At 71.5% G+C, this 15749-nt stretch carries 16 protein-coding genes; 8 read left to right on the top strand and 8 right to left on the bottom strand.

What is annotated here, in order from left to right:
* The 3 genes from NMK34_RS19515 to NMK34_RS19505 form a co-directional block, all read right to left on the bottom strand.
* A partial coding sequence (locus NMK34_RS19515; RefSeq protein ID WP_318334666.1) for an RICIN domain-containing protein occupies nt 1-602 on the bottom strand: 602 nt, incomplete at its 3' end.
* A 505-nt stretch (nt 603-1107) separates the two neighbouring features.
* Nucleotides 1108-3225: a sigma-70 family RNA polymerase sigma factor gene (locus tag NMK34_RS19510; protein WP_318334665.1), complete on the bottom strand. Its 2118-nt coding sequence runs from the start codon at nt 3223-3225 to the stop codon at nt 1108-1110.
* A 150-nt stretch (nt 3226-3375) separates the two neighbouring features.
* Complete coding sequence (locus tag NMK34_RS19505; RefSeq protein WP_318334664.1) at nt 3376-3504, bottom strand: hypothetical protein; 129 nt, start codon at nt 3502-3504, stop codon at nt 3376-3378.
* Between the two features lie 232 nt (nt 3505-3736).
* Here NMK34_RS19505 and NMK34_RS19500 point away from each other — a divergent pair, with 232 nt between their 5' ends.
* The gene (locus NMK34_RS19500; RefSeq protein WP_318334663.1) at nt 3737-4300 is read left to right on the top strand and encodes a dihydrofolate reductase family protein; all 564 of its coding nucleotides are present in this window, start codon (nt 3737-3739) and stop codon (nt 4298-4300) included.
* 130 nt (nt 4301-4430) lie between these two features.
* Here the strand turns inward: NMK34_RS19500 and NMK34_RS19495 are convergent, their stop codons facing one another.
* Both NMK34_RS19495 and NMK34_RS19490 read right to left on the bottom strand, forming a co-directional pair.
* On the bottom strand, nt 4431-5087 hold the full coding sequence (locus NMK34_RS19495; RefSeq protein ID WP_318334662.1) for a response regulator transcription factor: 657 nt from the start codon (nt 5085-5087) through the stop codon (nt 4431-4433).
* Nucleotides 5084-6130, bottom strand: coding sequence for a sensor histidine kinase (locus NMK34_RS19490; RefSeq protein ID WP_318334661.1), 1047 nt, complete (start codon nt 6128-6130; stop codon nt 5084-5086). Before NMK34_RS19490 ends, NMK34_RS19495 begins: the two co-directional genes overlap by 4 nt.
* 274 nt (nt 6131-6404) lie before the next feature.
* On the opposite strand from NMK34_RS19490, the gene NMK34_RS19485 reads away from it, so the two are divergent.
* The 6 genes from NMK34_RS19485 (at nt 6405) to NMK34_RS19460 (ending at nt 11045) form a co-directional block, all read left to right on the top strand.
* On the top strand, nt 6405-6881 hold the full coding sequence (locus tag NMK34_RS19485) for a DUF6326 family protein (protein WP_318334660.1): 477 nt from the start codon (nt 6405-6407) through the stop codon (nt 6879-6881).
* Between the two features lie 244 nt (nt 6882-7125).
* Nucleotides 7126-7368 carry a phosphatase PAP2 family protein gene (locus NMK34_RS19480; protein ID WP_318334659.1) on the top strand — a complete coding sequence of 81 codons (243 nt, stop codon included), beginning with the start codon at nt 7126-7128 and terminating at the stop codon, nt 7366-7368.
* A 343-nt stretch (nt 7369-7711) separates the two neighbouring features.
* Nucleotides 7712-8578 carry an NAD(P)-dependent alcohol dehydrogenase gene (locus NMK34_RS19475; protein WP_318334658.1) on the top strand — a complete coding sequence of 289 codons (867 nt, stop codon included), beginning with the start codon at nt 7712-7714 and terminating at the stop codon, nt 8576-8578.
* Nucleotides 8579-8582: 4 nt separating this feature from the next.
* Nucleotides 8583-9107 (top strand): ATP-binding cassette domain-containing protein, encoded by a 525-nt coding sequence (locus NMK34_RS19470; protein ID WP_318336376.1) that lies wholly within the window; start codon nt 8583-8585, stop codon nt 9105-9107.
* 210 nt (nt 9108-9317) lie between these two features.
* Entirely contained in the window at nt 9318-10370 is a 1053-nt protein-coding gene (locus tag NMK34_RS19465) for a lytic polysaccharide monooxygenase (protein ID WP_318334657.1), read from the top strand.
* Between the two features lie 90 nt (nt 10371-10460).
* Entirely contained in the window at nt 10461-11045 is a 585-nt protein-coding gene (locus NMK34_RS19460; protein ID WP_318334656.1) for a hypothetical protein, read from the top strand.
* 65 nt (nt 11046-11110) lie between these two features.
* On the opposite strand, the gene NMK34_RS19455 is transcribed toward NMK34_RS19460, so the two are convergent.
* A complete protein-coding gene (locus NMK34_RS19455; protein WP_318334655.1) occupies nt 11111-11614 on the bottom strand; it encodes a hypothetical protein in 504 nt (167 codons plus the stop codon).
* Nucleotides 11607-12938: a molybdopterin-dependent oxidoreductase gene (locus tag NMK34_RS19450; protein ID WP_318334654.1), complete on the bottom strand. Its 1332-nt coding sequence runs from the start codon at nt 12936-12938 to the stop codon at nt 11607-11609. The genes NMK34_RS19455 and NMK34_RS19450 overlap by 8 nt, the downstream gene beginning before the upstream one ends.
* A 186-nt stretch (nt 12939-13124) precedes the next feature.
* Here NMK34_RS19450 and NMK34_RS19445 point away from each other — a divergent pair, with 186 nt between their 5' ends.
* The gene (locus NMK34_RS19445) at nt 13125-14186 is read left to right on the top strand and encodes an NAD-dependent epimerase/dehydratase family protein (protein ID WP_318334653.1); all 1062 of its coding nucleotides are present in this window, start codon (nt 13125-13127) and stop codon (nt 14184-14186) included.
* 37 nt (nt 14187-14223) lie between these two features.
* On the opposite strand, the gene NMK34_RS19440 is transcribed toward NMK34_RS19445, so the two are convergent.
* Complete coding sequence (locus NMK34_RS19440; RefSeq protein ID WP_318334652.1) at nt 14224-15705, bottom strand: hypothetical protein; 1482 nt, start codon at nt 15703-15705, stop codon at nt 14224-14226.
* Nucleotides 15706-15749: the final 44 nt, after the last annotated feature.

Genomic DNA, 15749 nt, shown 5'->3' with positions numbered 1-15749 from the left:
CCACCCGGCGGCGGCGGGGTGGTGGTGGGCGGGTTGGTGGGGGTGCTGCCGATCGCGTTGAAGCGCCACTGCATGCGGGCGACGTCGGAGCAGGGTTCCTGGACGATGGGGTTGTTGCCGGCGGTGGAGCCGTCCTTGTTGGAGACGCAGAGGTTGTTGAAGTTGCTGCGGATGAGGAACTTGTCGGCGACGCTGGAGGGGCTGAGGGTCCAGGTCTGGTTGGTGCTGGCGCCGCAGGTCCACTGCCAGAGTTGTTCGCCGGTGGTGCTGGAGTAGTTGGGCACGTCGACGCACTTGCCGCTGTTGACGTTGGTCAGGCCGTACGCGCCGTTCTGCGACACCGCCCGGAACTGCTGCGACGGGGTGGTGCTGCCGCACTGCACCTGGATCAGCCGGACGCCGTTGTCGGTGCCGGCGCCGGTCACGTCGACGCACTTGCCGCTGGAGCCGTTGGCCAGGGTGTACGTTCCGCCGTTGGTCGGCGTCACGGCCGCGCCGGCCGGGCCCACCAGGGCGACGATCGCCGCGGGTACCGCCAGCGCCGCGGCGATGGCCGACGAGGCGATGACGAGTCGTCGCCCGGAGAATCTTCTTCTGGACATTCTTTTCCTCTTCAATGGACGCGAACTGAGATGAGGCCGTCACCGGGCGGCAGCGGGCGCCGCCCGGTGAGACCCGGTCGGGACGTCATTCCCGCGAGTGCGGGGCAATGGTGTGCGTGACGGAAGGACATTGACTCCGAGCGATGCCATTCGCTGCCCGTGCGAATGGCGGTCAGGTTTCAGTCCTGTCCTGAGCCCTTCCTTGCGGAGGGGCGACGCTGCCGGCTCCGGCGCGTGCCTGAACAGCTAAGCACAGTTCGACAACCGGCACCATATGTCAGTTCGGTTAAGCCACGGAGTCGTGCGCGTCAACGGATAGAAGCCTGCTCCGGGGGTGTCCTGAGCTGCCCGTACGGCACCTGCCGAAAAATCTCGCAGATTCGTGTTATCTGCTTTACCCGAATGCGTCGCACGCCTTTTCGCGGCATGACGCGACTACCCGAGGTGGTCGACAATGGAACCAGACGATACCGCGTACCGCATCCGAAAGGCTTCGGGTGCGCGGTCAGCCCGCCAGATCGGCGCCGACACCGTCCTCGGTGCCCAGGTACGGGGTTCGGGGAAGGGTGCCGTCGGCCGCCCGTCGCCCTTCCGCCACCGCCGGATCGACCGATCGCAAGGACGAGTCGCGCCACTCGCCGCGATCCCAGGAATTGCCGTCGGCGGAGACGTCCGGGCCGAGCACCGCCGGTCGTCCCCCATTGCCCACCGAGAGATTGGCGCGCGCCGTGCCCCGGCCACCACTGAGGTCGAACCCGTCGCCACCGTTGTGGTAAGCGGTGTTGCCGGCCAACGACATCTCGCCGGTGTTCCCCTCCGCGCCGAACCCGTCGCCGCGGTTGCCCCAGGCGGCGTTGTTCCGTACCCGGTGCGCCGCCGACGGCGTGGTCTCGCCGCCGCCCAGGGAGAAGCCAAAGCCGTTGCTGTTCCAGCCGGTGGCGTTCCACCGGTTCTGGCCGTTGCCGTAGGACCAGTTGTCCTCGATGGTGACCGGGCTCCGGAAGGCGCCGAAGTCGAAGCCGTCGTCGGCGTTGTGGAAGGCCCGGTTGCCCCGGACCACGTTGCCGCCGCCGTCGCCGAACTTGACGCCCAGACCGATGCCGGCGCCACCACCGGCACCCGGCTCGTAGTTGCGGTAGAAGTCGCTGTCGAGCACCTGGTTGCCGGTCGTCCCCGGATCCCGCAGCGTCAGGCCCGAGCGGTAGTTGTCGTGCACGGACAACCGCCGGAACGTGGTGAACCGGCAGGAGCTGCACGTCCACGCGTGGCTGCGGGACCCGCGTACCTCCAGGTCCTGGACGGTCCAGAAGGCGGTGCGCTGGGTCACCGCGTACTTGTCCGGCGCTACCCCGGCGGCGTCCAGGACCGCGCGCTCACCGCGGTAGCCGCTCAGCACGATCCGCCGCGCGCGGGTGCCGTCGGTGTCGATCTCCACCGGCCGGGTGAGCCGGTGCACGCCGCCGCGCAGGGCGATGGTCTGGCCGGGCCGGACCACCGCGACCGCCCGGTTCAGCGTCGCGAACGGCCGCTGCCGGCTGCCGTCGGCGTCGTCGTCCCCGTCCGGCGCGACGAAGATGTCCGCGACGGTCACGCCGATCACCGACGCGGGCCGGGGTGTGGCCGAGCCGGCCGTCGGGGTCGAGGACGGGCCGCCCGGGGACCGGGACGGCGGGGCGGCGGCCGGTGGCGAGGCGACCGGAGCGGCCACGGCGGGGACCGGGCTGCGGTCGGGCGTCACGTACACCGCGTACGAGATCGCCCCCAGCGCCAGCGCCGTCGCCGCGGCCCCGGCGACGGCCAGCTTGTGCGAGGTGAGTGTGTACGCCGGTCCGGGCGCGGGCGCCGCCGGTCCGGCCTCGGCCGCGGCCCGGACCGCCGCGACCAGGGCTGCCGGCACCGGCGCCACGGCCAGGCCATGGAGCAGCCGCTCCGGCGGGACCAGCCCGGCCCGGTGGGCGCCGCACCGGACGCAGTTCCGGACGTGCCGGCCGAACCTCTTGCGCCACACCGACGAGCGCTCGCCGTGCCAGGTCCGCGCCAGCGCCGCCAGCTCCGGGCAGGCCGCGCGCCGGCGCAGCGCGGCCTCGATCGTCCGGCTGGTCGCCAACTGGTCGCGCATGCGTTGCAGCCGCACCGCCAGGTGCGGCTCACCGATCCCGAGCGCCTCGGCCAGATCCGCGCGGCTCAGGTCGCCGAGCGCCTCCTGCCACCAGAGCGCCAGCAGCCGCTGGTCGTCGGGCGTCAGCCAGCGGGCCGCCTCGACCAGCTCCCGGCGCTGCCCGCTGAGCGCGACCGCGACCACGGTGCGGTCGGCCACGTCACCGCCGGTGTGCGGAAGCGCGTCCGGCTCGGCGAGCGGCTCGACCGGTGGCTGCCGCCGCAGGTGGTCGCTGACCTGCCGGTAGGCGATGGTGGCCAGCCAGGAGCGGAAGCGGTCGGGATCACGCAGCTCCGGCAGGCCCCGGATCATGCGGATCATGCATTCCTGCGCGACGTCGTCCACCTCGGCGTGGTCGCCCAGGGCGCCACGGACCAGGTGGTAGACCGACGGCAGCGACCTCGTCGTCAACTCGGCGAGCGCCGCCCGGTCACCGGCCTGGGCCGCTTCGACCAGCCTCTTCACGCTTCGGTAACCCTCTCTCGTCCGCCGCCGGCAGGTGGCGTCGCGGCCGTGCTGCGACCCGGCCCGCCGAGCGTAGAGGTCACCGGGCCCGCCTGCGCCGGCACGGGGTGGGCGCCTCTCGGCACCCACCCCGCGTTCACGGCGCAGGCGTCAGCCGAACGCCCGGGACTGCCAGTCCGCGACCTCGTCCGGCGCCAGGGCCCGGGCGAAGATCGCGGCCCGGTCCACCGCCCCGGTGAGTGATCGATGGAGGTGGACCGGCGCCCGGGTCGCGGCCATGAGAGCGCGGCTGAACTCGTCCGGGTTGGTGTCGACCCGAGGTGTCGGATTCGGGCAGGGGTGTTCGTAGTCAGGGTGAGGGGCAGCCTGCGAGGGTGCTGTCGCGGTCACAGGAGGTGATGGGTGATGCGCCCGTGCGTCAAGGTCTGCCGCATGTTCGATCTCGTCTGCCCATTGCCGCCGCGACCTTGAGTGTCCGGGCTGTTGCGGTTGATCATCGAGAGGTAGAGGCATGGCAAGGCTGATCTATGTGAACAACGTGTCGCTTGACGGCTACATGGAGGACGAACGCGGCGCGTTCGCCTGGTTGCCGATGGACGACGAGGTATTCGTCGTCTACACCGATCTGCTGCGGTCCGTGGGCACGTTCCTCTACGGGCGGCGACTGTACGAGGCGATGGCCGTCTGGGAGACCGACGCCGCTCTGGCCGCGCAGTCCGACCTCATGGCCGACTTCGCAGGCGTCTGGCAGGCGGCGAGAAAGGTCGTGTACTCCACGACCCTCGCCGCGGTGTCGACCGCCGACACCCGACTCGAACGCCGCTTCGACCCCGCCGAAGTACACGAACTGAAGGCCACGGCCGGCAGCGATCTCACCGTTGGAGGTGCCCACCTCGCGGCGCAGGCTCTTGAGGCCGGGCTGGTCGACGAGTGCCAGCTGTTCGTTTGGCCCGTGGTCGTCGGCGGGGGTAAGCCGGGCCTGCCGACCGGCATGCGCATCGACCTCGAACTCCTCGATGAGCGCCGGTTCCGAAACGGCGTCGTACGCCTCCGCTACCGCCCGCTCGGGCAGTGAACGACGGCCCCGTCCGATCGCCAGCGCTTGCATGACGGCGCAGCGCTGACGGCTGATCCGACCGGAGACCTCCGCGAGAAGACCGAAGTGGTCAGCGTCGGTCTCCGCAACTCGAGCCTGCGGGTGCCGATCAGGTGCCGACGCGACGTGTCTCGTAGGCCCACATCACGATCTCGACGCGGTTGCGGGCGTTGAGCTTGCGCATCAGGGCGGCGATGTGGGTCTTGACGGTGCTGAGGCTGATGGAAAGCTCATCGCCGATCTCGCTGTTGGTCCGCCCGCGAGCGGCAGCCAGCAGGACCTGTTCCTCGCGCGCGGTCAGCGGCTCGACAGGTTCAGGTGGCGCCGAGCGCGAGCGGCTGTCCACGAAGGAGGACAGGAGCCTCGCGGTTATGTTCGGTGCGATCAGGGCGTCGCCGCGGGCGGCGGCATGGACGGCCTGGGTGAGCATCTCGGCGCCCGCGTCCTTGAGGAGGAAGCCTCGGGCGCCTGCCTTGAGCGCGCCGTAGACGTACTCGTCGAGGTCGAAGGTGGTGATGACGACGACGGCCAGAGGATCGGCGACGTCGGCCCCGGCGAGCCGACGGGTGGCTTCGATCCCGTCGACCTCGGGCATGCGGATGTCCAGCAGGCACACATCGGGACGCAGCGAACGGGCCATGGAGATCGCCCGGCGGCCGTCGGCGGCGTCGCCGACGACGGCGATGCCCGGTTGGGCGTTCAGGATCATGCAGAGCCCTGCTCTGACGATGTCCTGGTCGTCAGCGACCAGCACGCGAATGGTCATGACGTCAGCGCGGCCCGAGGCAGCGAGGCGTCGACGCTCCAGCCGCCGCCCGGGGCAGGTCCGGCCCGAAAGGTGCCGCCGAGCAGGCTCGCCCGCTCGGCCATGCCGCGCAGCCCGTAGCCGGCGTGCGGGGAACCGGTCGTGGTCGCCGCGCCGTCATCGTGCACCCGCAGGTGCACCTGGCCGTGGGATGCGGTGACGTCGACGGTGACTCCGGTGGCGCCGCAGGCGTGGCGGGTCGCGTTGGTGACCGCCTCGGCGGCGATCAGGTAGAGGGCGGTGCCGACTGCCGGCTCAACGGCCTCGGCGTCACCGGAGACCTGCACGCGGACGCCCAGCACCTCACCGCCGGCGCGAGCGAGTCGTTCGATGTCCACCACCCCTCGCCGAGGGGCGAGATCGGCGTCCGTACCGTCGCGCAGCACCCCCACGAGGGCTCGCATCTCCCTGAGCGTCCGGGACGCCTCTTCCTCGATGGTGACCAGGGTGGCCAGCGCGCGCTCCGGATCTGCGGCGGCCAGCGCGCGACCTGCCTGTGCCTGGACGGCGATGGCCGAGACGTGATGGCCGACCGTGTCGTGCAACTCGCGGGCGAGTTCGTTGCGCTGGTGGAGCCGGACCTGCTCGACGTCGCGGTCGTGGCTTCTGGTGCGGTAGCGCACTGCCGCTCCGAGCGCGGCCGAGCACAGGAAGAAGCCGTAACCGGCGACCTTCTCCGCGGGTGAGGTCGGCGCCGCGACGAGGGTGACGGGTAGCCAGACGAGGATGATGCCGAGCCCGAGGGCAGCCTCGCGACCCGCTCCCCAGCGCAGCAGGGCGTAGGGCAGTACGAGCAGCCCTGCGATGCCCAGCAGGCCGGTGGCGTCGACGACCGCGATCCTCGCGATGTCGAAGGCGAGAACGGTTCCGAAGGCAACGGTTACCGCGGCCAGCGGTCGCGTGCGTCGATACAGCAGGCACGCCGCGACCACGACGCTGACACCGACCAGCAGCGGCGCCCATGCCCGGTCGTCGCGCAGCAGCATCTCGACGACCGAGATCACGACAAGAGCCGAGGACAGCGCCCAGTCCCGCCACACCCGCACCGGCTGACGTGTGGGGCGAGGCTCAGCCCAGATCCCAGCAAGCATCCTTCCCCCTTTCCGGAGAACGTAAGGGGGTCGCCCCTCGGGCGGATCAGCCGAAAGTACGGCGAGTGTCCCGCGCCTGGGGCCAGGACAGCCCGAGCCCGCAAGCGGATGTGGCGCCCGCCGACGCTGGCCATGGTGGAGACGTCGAGTGAGCCGACCCGGCTGACGCCAGCAAACAGGAGACGTGATGACCAGAACCGACACACCAGCCGGTGGGCTCCGGGAAGCGCACATCCCGGTCCAGGCGAAGCTCGCCGCAGCTTGGGCCGGCTTCATGTTCCTCTACATCTACGTCGACTACCTCGCCCTGTACAAGCCCGGCTTCATCAACGACATCCTGGGCGGCGCCGTTCACGAGTTCGACACCGGCCCAACCTTCGTGGCCCTCGCGCTCACGCTCATGGCCATCCCGATCCTCATGATCGTGCTCTCCACGACACTTCCGGCCCGCGTCAACCGCGCCACCAACCTCGTCGTGGCAACGCTCTACATCCCCGTCACGGTGTACAACGCGGACGGCGAGTCCTGGGCCTACCTCTACTTCTACGGCTTCTCCATCACACTCGAGCTGCTGCTCCTGGCCTTCATCCTGCGCGCCGCATGGACCTGGCCCCGGGCCGTTCGAGCCACCGCCAGCCGCGACCTCACCCAGGCCCAGGTGTGATGCTCCAGGCCGGCCCGGTCCCCGGGGTCGGTTACCGCGGTTCCGGCAGCAGCGACCGCGAGCCGCAGCACGACCCAGAGCGGGACGGCACCGACGTCGCTCAGCACCACGGAGTCGCCCCGATGACGTGACGATTCTCGCGCCTCGCGGGACGCGGCGCTGGAGATCTGCCGGCCCAGTGCGGGGCAGTCGCTGGTGCCCGCGCTGGACCAGACCCGCACGGTGGGGCTGGTCACCCTCCCCGGTGCCTTCGTGGGCGTGCTGCCCGGCGGCGGCACACCCGTCGGCTGGGGCGACCCAACTGCTGGTCCTCGTCGCGCTGTCGGCAGTCGAGGTGATCGCCGTCGGGGTCGCCCGCGTCTGGGTCGGCGTGCACTACCCGGGCGACATCCTCGCCGCGGCAGTCATCGCCGGCCTCTGCGTCGTGGCCGTCAGCCTGGCTAGCCACCGCCGGCATCACCTCGGCGCATCGCGTCGAAGAACATAGCGGGGCGTCAGTCAGAACCTGACGCCAGACCACGAGGCGCACCAGGCGCGACCCTGCGCCGCCTTCCACCTCCCCTGCCGGCTCAGGCGGGGCAGGGAGCGACGACCAAGTCGATGCCAGGTGGATGCCATGTGCGCGACCGGAGACTCATGGCAGCAGATCGGGCCTGTCTCGGTGTGCTACCAAGAAGCCGTTGCCTGCCGGCCTTGGCCGTACTGCGGCAGGAGCGCCTTGGTGAAGGGCTGGGGGTGCGTGGATGAGAGCCGTCGTTTACGACCGGTACGGGTCGCCGGATGTGTTACGGATCGAGGACGTCTCCAAGCCGTCTCCTGCGGGCCGGCAGGTGCTCGTCAAGATCGCAGCGACCTCGGTCAACCTGAGCGATTGGGAGACCCTGCGCGGCTCGCCGCTGTATTCGCGCATCGGTGGGCTGCGCTCACCGGCACGCCGGACGCTCGGCTCGGACATCGCAGGCCGGGTCGATGCGGTAGGCCCGGCCGTCACCCGGTTCCGGCCCGGTGACGAGGTGTACGGGGACAACCTCATGCTCAAGGGCGGCTTCGCCGAGTACGCGATCACTCCCGAGTCGGTTCTGGCCCACAAGCCCGCCGCCCTGACCTACGCCCAGGCCTCAGCGATTCCGCAGGCGGGAGCCATCGCATGGCAAGGGATCCGAGGCGCGGCAGCCGGGAAACGGATCCTGGTCAACGGTGCCGGCGGAGGATCGGGCTCATTCGCCATTCAGATCGCCAAGCAGTTCGGCGCCGAGGTGACCGGCGTCGACAACGCCGGCAAGCTCGACTTCATGCGGTCGGTCGGCGCGGACGAGGTGATCGACTACCGCAGCCAGGACTTCACCCGCAGCGGCCCGTACGACCTCATCCTCGACCTGGTCGCGCACCGGTCGGTGTTCGACTACCGCAGGGCGCTGGCCCCCGGCGGCCGTTACCGGTGCGTCGGGGGCTCGGTCCCGGCGCTGCTCCGCGTACTGACGATCGGTGCCGCGGCCGGCCGGCTCACCCACCGCCGCCTGGGTGTGCTCGCCGTCAAGGAAGGGCCGACGCATTTCGAACCGGTGGCCGACCTCTGCGCCACTGGTGACCTCACCATCCACATCGACCGCTCCTTCACCCTCGATGAGGTGCCGGAGGCGTTGGCTCACGTCGGAGAGGGCCGCGCCCTCGGGAAAGCCGTCGTGACCGTCGTCTGACTTGGTGCGGGCCACCGGCTCGGTGCGCTTAGGCGACCAGGAGCTGCTGGGCCGCCCGGTGCACCGGATCAGCCGGCTCGGCGTCGGCCGGACGTTCCAGACGACGACGATCTTCGAGGAGCTGTCGGTCGTGCATAACCTCGACATCGCCGCGGGCGCCCGCCGGAGCTGGGCCACCCTGGCCCGGCGCCGGTGGGGGATCCCCGACGAGGTGGCCGCCGCGCTGGAGACCATCGGGCTGACCGGCCGGGCCGACCAGCTCGCCGGCACGCTCGCGCACGGCCAGAAGCAGTGGCTGGAGATCGGCATGCTGCTGGTGCAGGACGCGCGGCTGCTGCTGCTCGACGAGCCGGTCGCCGGGATGAGCCACGAGGAGCGCGACGCCACTGGTGCCCGGCTGGAGACGGTCAGCCGGGACCGCACGGTGGTGGTGATCGAGCACGACATGGGCTTCCTGCGCCGTTTCGCGCGTCCTCGAATCCGGCCGGGTCACCTCGCACGGCGACGGGGGAGTCTCGGCGGAGCGTGAGGTACGCGCGGCCCTCGCGGTCTGACCCGATACGCCGGTATCGATTTACATTGACGGTCGTCTTTACTAACATCGTTGCCGGGAGTCGCCATGCGCTGCTGGGCAGCAGTGCCGTCCACCCCTGGGACGGCTTGAATCGATCGGCGTCACCTTCTCCGGGGTGGGCACCCAGCGAGGGCCACTGGGCGCCGGCGCATCCACTGGAGCATCATGAGAATCTCTCGGACAGCACGCCGTCTGGGACTGGGCGCGGTCGCAGTTCTCCTCGCCTCGTTCACGATGGTCGTCGTCAACCAGGCCGGTCCGGCCTCGGCGCACGGATCGGTCACCAACCCGCCGACACGCAACTACGGATGCTGGGAGCGCTGGGGTTCCGACCACCTCAACCCCACTATGGCCCAGACCGACCCGATGTGCTGGCAGGCGTGGCAGGCCAACCCGAACACGATGTGGAACTGGAACGGCCTGTACCGCGAGAACGTCGGCGGCAACCACCAGGCCGCCGTGCCGGACGGACAGCTGTGCAGCGGCGGTCGCACCCAGGGTGGCCTGTACGCCTCGCTCGACGCGGTCGGCGCGTGGACCGCGAAGCCGATGCCGAACAACTTCACCCTCACGCTGACCGACGGCGCCAAGCACGGCGCCGACTACATGTTGATCTACATCACGAAGCAGGGGTTCGACCCGACCACCCAGCCCCTCACCTGGAACAGCCTCGAACTGGTGCTCCGCACCGGCAGCTACCCGACCACCGGGCTCTACGAGGCGCAGGTGAACGCGGGCAACCGCACCGGGCGGCACGTCGTCTACACCATCTGGCAGGCGTCCCACCTCGACCAGCCGTACTACCTCTGCAGTGACGTGATCTTCGGCGGCGGCGGCAACCCGCCGCCGACGACCCCGCCGCCGACCACTCCGCCGCCGACCACCCCGCCGCCCACCACGCCGCCGCCGGCCGGAAACGGTGCCTGCACCGCCACCTACCGCAAGACCAGCGAGTGGTCCGGTGGATTCGGCGCCGAGGTCACCGTCCGGGCCGGCAACGCCGCCATCTCCGGATGGACGGTGGCATGGACCTGGCCCAACGGCCAGAGCATCACCAACGCCTGGAACGCGACGGTCACCTCGAGCGGTTCGTCGGTCACCGCGTCGAACGTCGGCTACAACGGTTCCCTGAGCGCCAACGCCACCACCAGCTTCGGCTTCAACGCCTCCTGGAACGGCACCAACTCCACACCCACCCTCACCTGCACCGCTCGGTAACAGCATCTGCGGTGGGGTGGCGCGGCACGCGCCACCCCACCGCCGGCGCCCTCCGCCACCATCAGGAACCGCGATGAGGTGAAGACGATCATGATTTCCCGGGTAGGCGTCGGCGGCTGGTACCGGAGCCGCGTCGTGTGGATCGAGGTGTGCCTGCTGGCCGCGTCGATCGGTGTGGCCGCCGTGGTCACCGCGACCACCCCGCGGACGGACCCGGCAGATCTCCGCCGGCAGATCCTGGCCCGGATGCGTACGACCCTCGAGCAGGCGGACCCGGCACATCACCAGCACGCCGGGCACACCGCCCCGCAGGTGCCGGCCGGAGAGCAGGCCGCGCCGGCGGTCGTCTGCGGAGTCCATGTCTACGGCCACGAGCCCACCGGGGCCGCCACCCTGGCCGACGTCCGGACGGTCTACGGCTTCCACCTCTGCGGCGTCGCCGAACAGAAGCGCCACTGGGACGGGGCGGTGAAACTCGTCGGCCCGGTGATCATGGACATGACCACCCAGCCTCCCGGCATCAAGGTGGTCGAGGCGACCGCCGACGTCAGGTTCGTCGACCGGCTACGGGAGATGTTCCCCGACAAGTACGAGGCCCTGGCACTCAGGGAGGCGCTGCCCCCGTCGGAGATGGCCGACCTGCGGCGCCGGTACGACGCCGCCGCCGGCCTCTGACCACGCCGAGCGGCCGACACCCGCGGCGCGGCGCCGCAGGCGGCGAGGGCAGGATCACCTGGTTCTCACGTCTCCGCCGGTGGTCGACGGGCTGCTCGTCCTGGAGTCCGGCGTCGCTGCGGACGCAGCGTGCCACGACGGTGCCGCAGCGCGTAGAGCGCCGCGCTGACCGCGAAGATCGCTGCGCTGGCCAGCAGCCAGCGGGCCAGCAGAGGCTGCGGGGTCAGGCCGGTCGCCGCCGTGTACGTGTCGCCGCCGAGCCCGAGGATGCCGGGAAGATAGACGAGCAGGAGCAGTCCGGAGGCGAGCGCGGGCACCCGCACGTGATTCAGCGCCGATCGGCGCCCGGGGCCGCCCACCGCGGCGCGCAGCGCCCGGTCGACCAGCGCGTAGAAGGGGAACAGGAGCAGGTCGTGGGCGATGACCGCGCCGACGAACCAGAGCAGCATCCGGCCGGCGGCCGGTTCTCCGGCCAGCCGCAGAGCTATCCAGCCGGTCACCGCGAAGCAGCCCAGCAGGAGCAGCAGGTGCCAGGGTGCGGCGCCGTAGCCACGCCGGAACTCAGTCATCGGGCTGGTCCTCGAAGGTGATGTCGCGGACCCACTTCGTGCAGTGCACGCCCGGCAGTGCCGGCACGATGATGCGGGCGGGGTAGCCGTGGTCGGCCGAGAGGTCCACGCCGTTGACTCTCAGGGCGAGCAGCGAGTCGGGGTGGCGGACCTGGTTGACCTGTAGCCGGGCCTGACGGAACAGGCCGCCCCGTTCCAGCGACTCGACCCGCGCCACGGCGCTGCCGGGTGCGCCGACCAGCGCCGCGAGGTCCCGTAGCCGCACCCCCGTCCAGGTCTGCGTCGTCGACCAGCCCTCCACGCAGGCGATCGGCAGGTCCGCGGTGTGCTGCGTCATCGCGAGCAGGCCGTCGCGGTCCACCTCCACCGTGCGGCTGCCGGCGCGCACCGTCAGCCGCCACTGAGCACCGGTGTCGTCGGGTCGGACACCGGCCGCGGCGGCGGTCCGGTTGACCGGGAACCCGTTGGGTCCGTCGTCGTGCTGCCGGCCCCGCGGTAGCAGCAGCGCGGTCCGGCGCAGCACCCCGTCCAGGCCCTGCCCGACGGCCAGCGCAGCCAGCAGCAACGCGCCGCCCCCGGTCAGGGCGAGGACGCCACGCCGGCTCATCGTCGCCGGGCCGGGCCGGCGGGCCACCAGCCCGTCCGGATCCGGCGGCTCCGGCACGGTCTCCTCCGCCGGCGTACGCATGAAGCGCGGGCCGCGCAGCGCGGAGATCGTACGAGGAAGCTTGATCAGCACGTGCGCGACGAGGGCGGCGGTGAAGATCCAGGCGCCGTACCAGTGCGCGGTGTAGAAGTCGAATCCGAACAGGTAGGCGTACTGGATGTTGAGCAGGCCGGTGGCCGTCTCGAAGAGGATTCCGCCCACCAGGAGCAGCAGGGAGAGCCGTTCGAGCACCTGCGCCACGGACCGGGCCGGCGGCCAGTCGAACAGCTTGGGTACCACTGACCAGAGTTTCGCCACGACCACCGGTACCAGCACGATGCCGAGCGTCACGTGCAGTCCCTGGGTGAGCCGGAACAGCCAGGCGGGACGGGTCGGCCAGTCGAAGACGGGAGGGTGCAGCCAGCCCACGTCGCTGGGAAATGCCTGGCCGAGCCGGGGGCCGTACGCGATCCAGTCCAGGAGACCGGTGATGATCACCAACGGAAGCGTGGCGAGCAGGACGACGCCGAACACGGACGTCAGCCAGGGACCACGCACCGGACTGCGCCACGCGTCGGCGGCGGCGTCGGCTCCGGGCGGGCGATGCCGGTCCAACGTACGCCAGAGCCGCGCCGGGTAGGCGGCAGGTGGTTCGTCGGACGGCGGGTCGGCTGGCACGGTTCCTCCAGTCGGCGAGGCCGTCGGACCGGACGCGACGGGCTTCGTGCAGGACGCTAACCGGCAACGGCGCCCTCGGGCGGGCTTTGCCGCATTACCGAAGGCTTACCGGCCGTCCCCTTACGAAGTGCTGACGTCGGAGCCGAACGAGCCCCGGCGGCTTCTCCGCTGACCTAGCGTGACGCAATGCGGGTACTCGTCACCGGCGCCGCCGGGTTCATCGGATCGCAGGTCGCGGACCTGCTCGTCGCGCAAGGCCATCAGGTGGTGTGCCTGGACGCGCTGTTGCCCCAGGCGCACGGGAGCGAGCCGCCCGAGTGGTTCCGCCGCCATGAACCGGTCGTCGGCGACATCCGCGATGCGCACCTGCTCGACGATCTGCTGGCGGGCGTCGACGCCGTGTGTCACCAGGCGGCGATGGTCGGGCACGGGCTGGACCCCTCGGATGCGCCCGACTACGTCAGCCACAACGACTACGGCACGGCGGTGCTGCTGGCAGCGATGCACCGGGCCGGCGTGTCTCGCCTGGTGCTGGCGAGTTCCATGGTCGTCTACGGCGAAGGGCGATACACGTGCGCCCGTCACGGCGTCGTCCGGCCGGCCCCACGCCGCGCCGCCGATGTCGCCGTCGGCCGGTACGACCCCACCTGCCCGGTCTGCGCCGGCGCACTCGCCAGCGCGCTCGTGCCGGAGGACGCCCCGCTCGAACCGCGCAGCACCTACGCGGCCAGCAAACTGGCCCAGGAGAACCTGGCCGCCGCGTGGAGCAGGCAGACCGGGGCGGGGGTCTGGGCACTGCGCTACCACAACGTGTACGGCCCCCGGATGCCCCGCGACACGCCGTACGCCGGAGTCGCGTCGATCTTCCGGTCGGCGCTGGCCCACGGCCGGCCGCCGCGCCTCTACGAGGACGGCTTGCAGCAGCGCGACTTCGTGCACGTCTCCGACGTGGCGCGCGCCAACGTGCTGGCACTGACCGCTCCGGCTCCGGACGGCCTGGTACCGGTGAACGTCTGCTCCGGCCACCCGCACACAGTCGGCGATCTCGCCACCGCCCTGGCGGCGGCGATGGACGGTCCGGCGCCGGTGGTCGTCGGCGGTGCCCGGCCGGCCGACGGGCGGCACGTGGTCGCCGATCCCCGCCGCGCACGCGACCTGCTCGGATACACCGCACGGGTCAGCTTCGCCGACGGGGTGGCCGCCTTCGCCACGGATCCGCTGCGGGAACGCGCCGCCGTGTCGGTCTGAACGGCCCGCCCCACCAGCCGTCGGCGCCGGGGCCGGCTCACGAGACGGTGAACACGAGATGATTGACGGCGAGGGCGGTGAGCGCCTGCCCGGCCAGCCACCAGCGGTGCGTCGCGGCGGGTAGGTGCGCCACGGCGACGAGCAGCCAGACCGTGAACGGTAGCCAGATCCGCTCGACCTCAGCCTTGCTCATGCCCGACAGGTCGGCCGCCAGCACCGCCAGCACCGCGGCGGCCGGTAGCAGAACGGTGGGCCCCAGTGTCCCGGCCCGTCGCGCGAGCGCGCCGAGCCGCCGGTTCCGCACCGCGACGCGGGTCAGCGGGTCACGGTCCGGTCCTGGTCCGCCGGTCCCCGGTGGCGACGCGGCCGGTGCCGGGGAACCGTCCCACCCTCGCCAGGCCCGGCGGGCCGCGTGCAGAGTGCGGCGCAGTGCCGGTCCGACGACCGGCCCGGCAGACAGCAGCAGCGCCGCCAGGTTCGCCCAGACCCAGTAGGCGTACGGACGGTCGGCCGCCCAACCCTGGTAGTAGCGCTCGACCACCCGGTCGTACCCCTGCCACCAGTGGAAACCCGCGACGGTGAACACCGTCGCCACAGTGGCCACCCCGGTCGCACCGGCGAGCAGCGCCGCAACCCGGCCGCCTGGACGCAGCGCGAGCACGACGAGAGCCAGAGGCGCGACGAGGACGAAGCCGTAGGACAGGTACAGCGCGAAGCCGAGCAGCAGGCCGCCCGCCAACGCGGTCGCGGTTCCCCGCACGGCCAGCAGCGCGAGGCCGGCGGCCACCACCCCGGTGAAGAGACCGTCGGCGGAGGCACCCACCCAGACCGCTCCGGGCAGCAGCACCAGGAACGGCAACGACGCGCGGGCGGCCCCTCCGGCGCCCAGTGCCCGCAGGGCGATCGGCACGGACACCACGACGCTCGCCCCGACCAGGACGCAGGCCGTCGCCGCGGCCGTGCCACCGCCCAGGCCGACCCGGTCGAGTGCGACGAACACCAGCAGGGCACCTGGTGGATGGCCGGCCGTGTGGGTGGACCACGAGTCCGGCTGGAAGTCCAGGATGCGGTCCGCGAAACCGGCCAGCATCCGCCCGACGTCGGTGACCCGGGGTACCTCGTGCAGATACTCCGCCTGCGGGGTGAGCCGTGTCGTCAACCCTTCCGACCAGCCGTCCACCAGCGCCAGGGCGAGCGTCCAGCCGACCGCCGCCAGGTAGCCGACGGACAGCAGAGGGCCCCACCGGGCGGTGCGGGCCCACTGCGTTCCGGGGCCGACCACCGCGACGGCGATCGCCAACGCGGCCGGTGTGCCCCAGCCCAGGTGCGGTCTCCAGGTGGCGTAGAGCGGCGCGGCGTCGGCGTGCAGGCCCACCCCGGCGCGGTTGAGCATCGCGCCCACCGCCACGGCGGTGACCAGCAGCGTCGCCTCGACGCCCAGCACCAGCAGGTCCCCCCGGTGTCGATCCGGGATGCGGTGGTGGACGGACGAGCGGGAAACGGTGGCACCGGGTCTCATGTCGACCGGACGGTACGGCTCGGTTCCTCCGCTGTCAGCCGCTT

Source organism: Micromonospora sp. BRA006-A (assembly GCF_033433935.1).
In the GTDB taxonomy this organism is placed as follows: Bacteria; Actinomycetota; Actinomycetes; order Mycobacteriales; family Micromonosporaceae; genus Micromonospora; species Micromonospora aurantiaca.
This window is presented reverse-complemented; position numbering and strand designations above follow the sequence as displayed.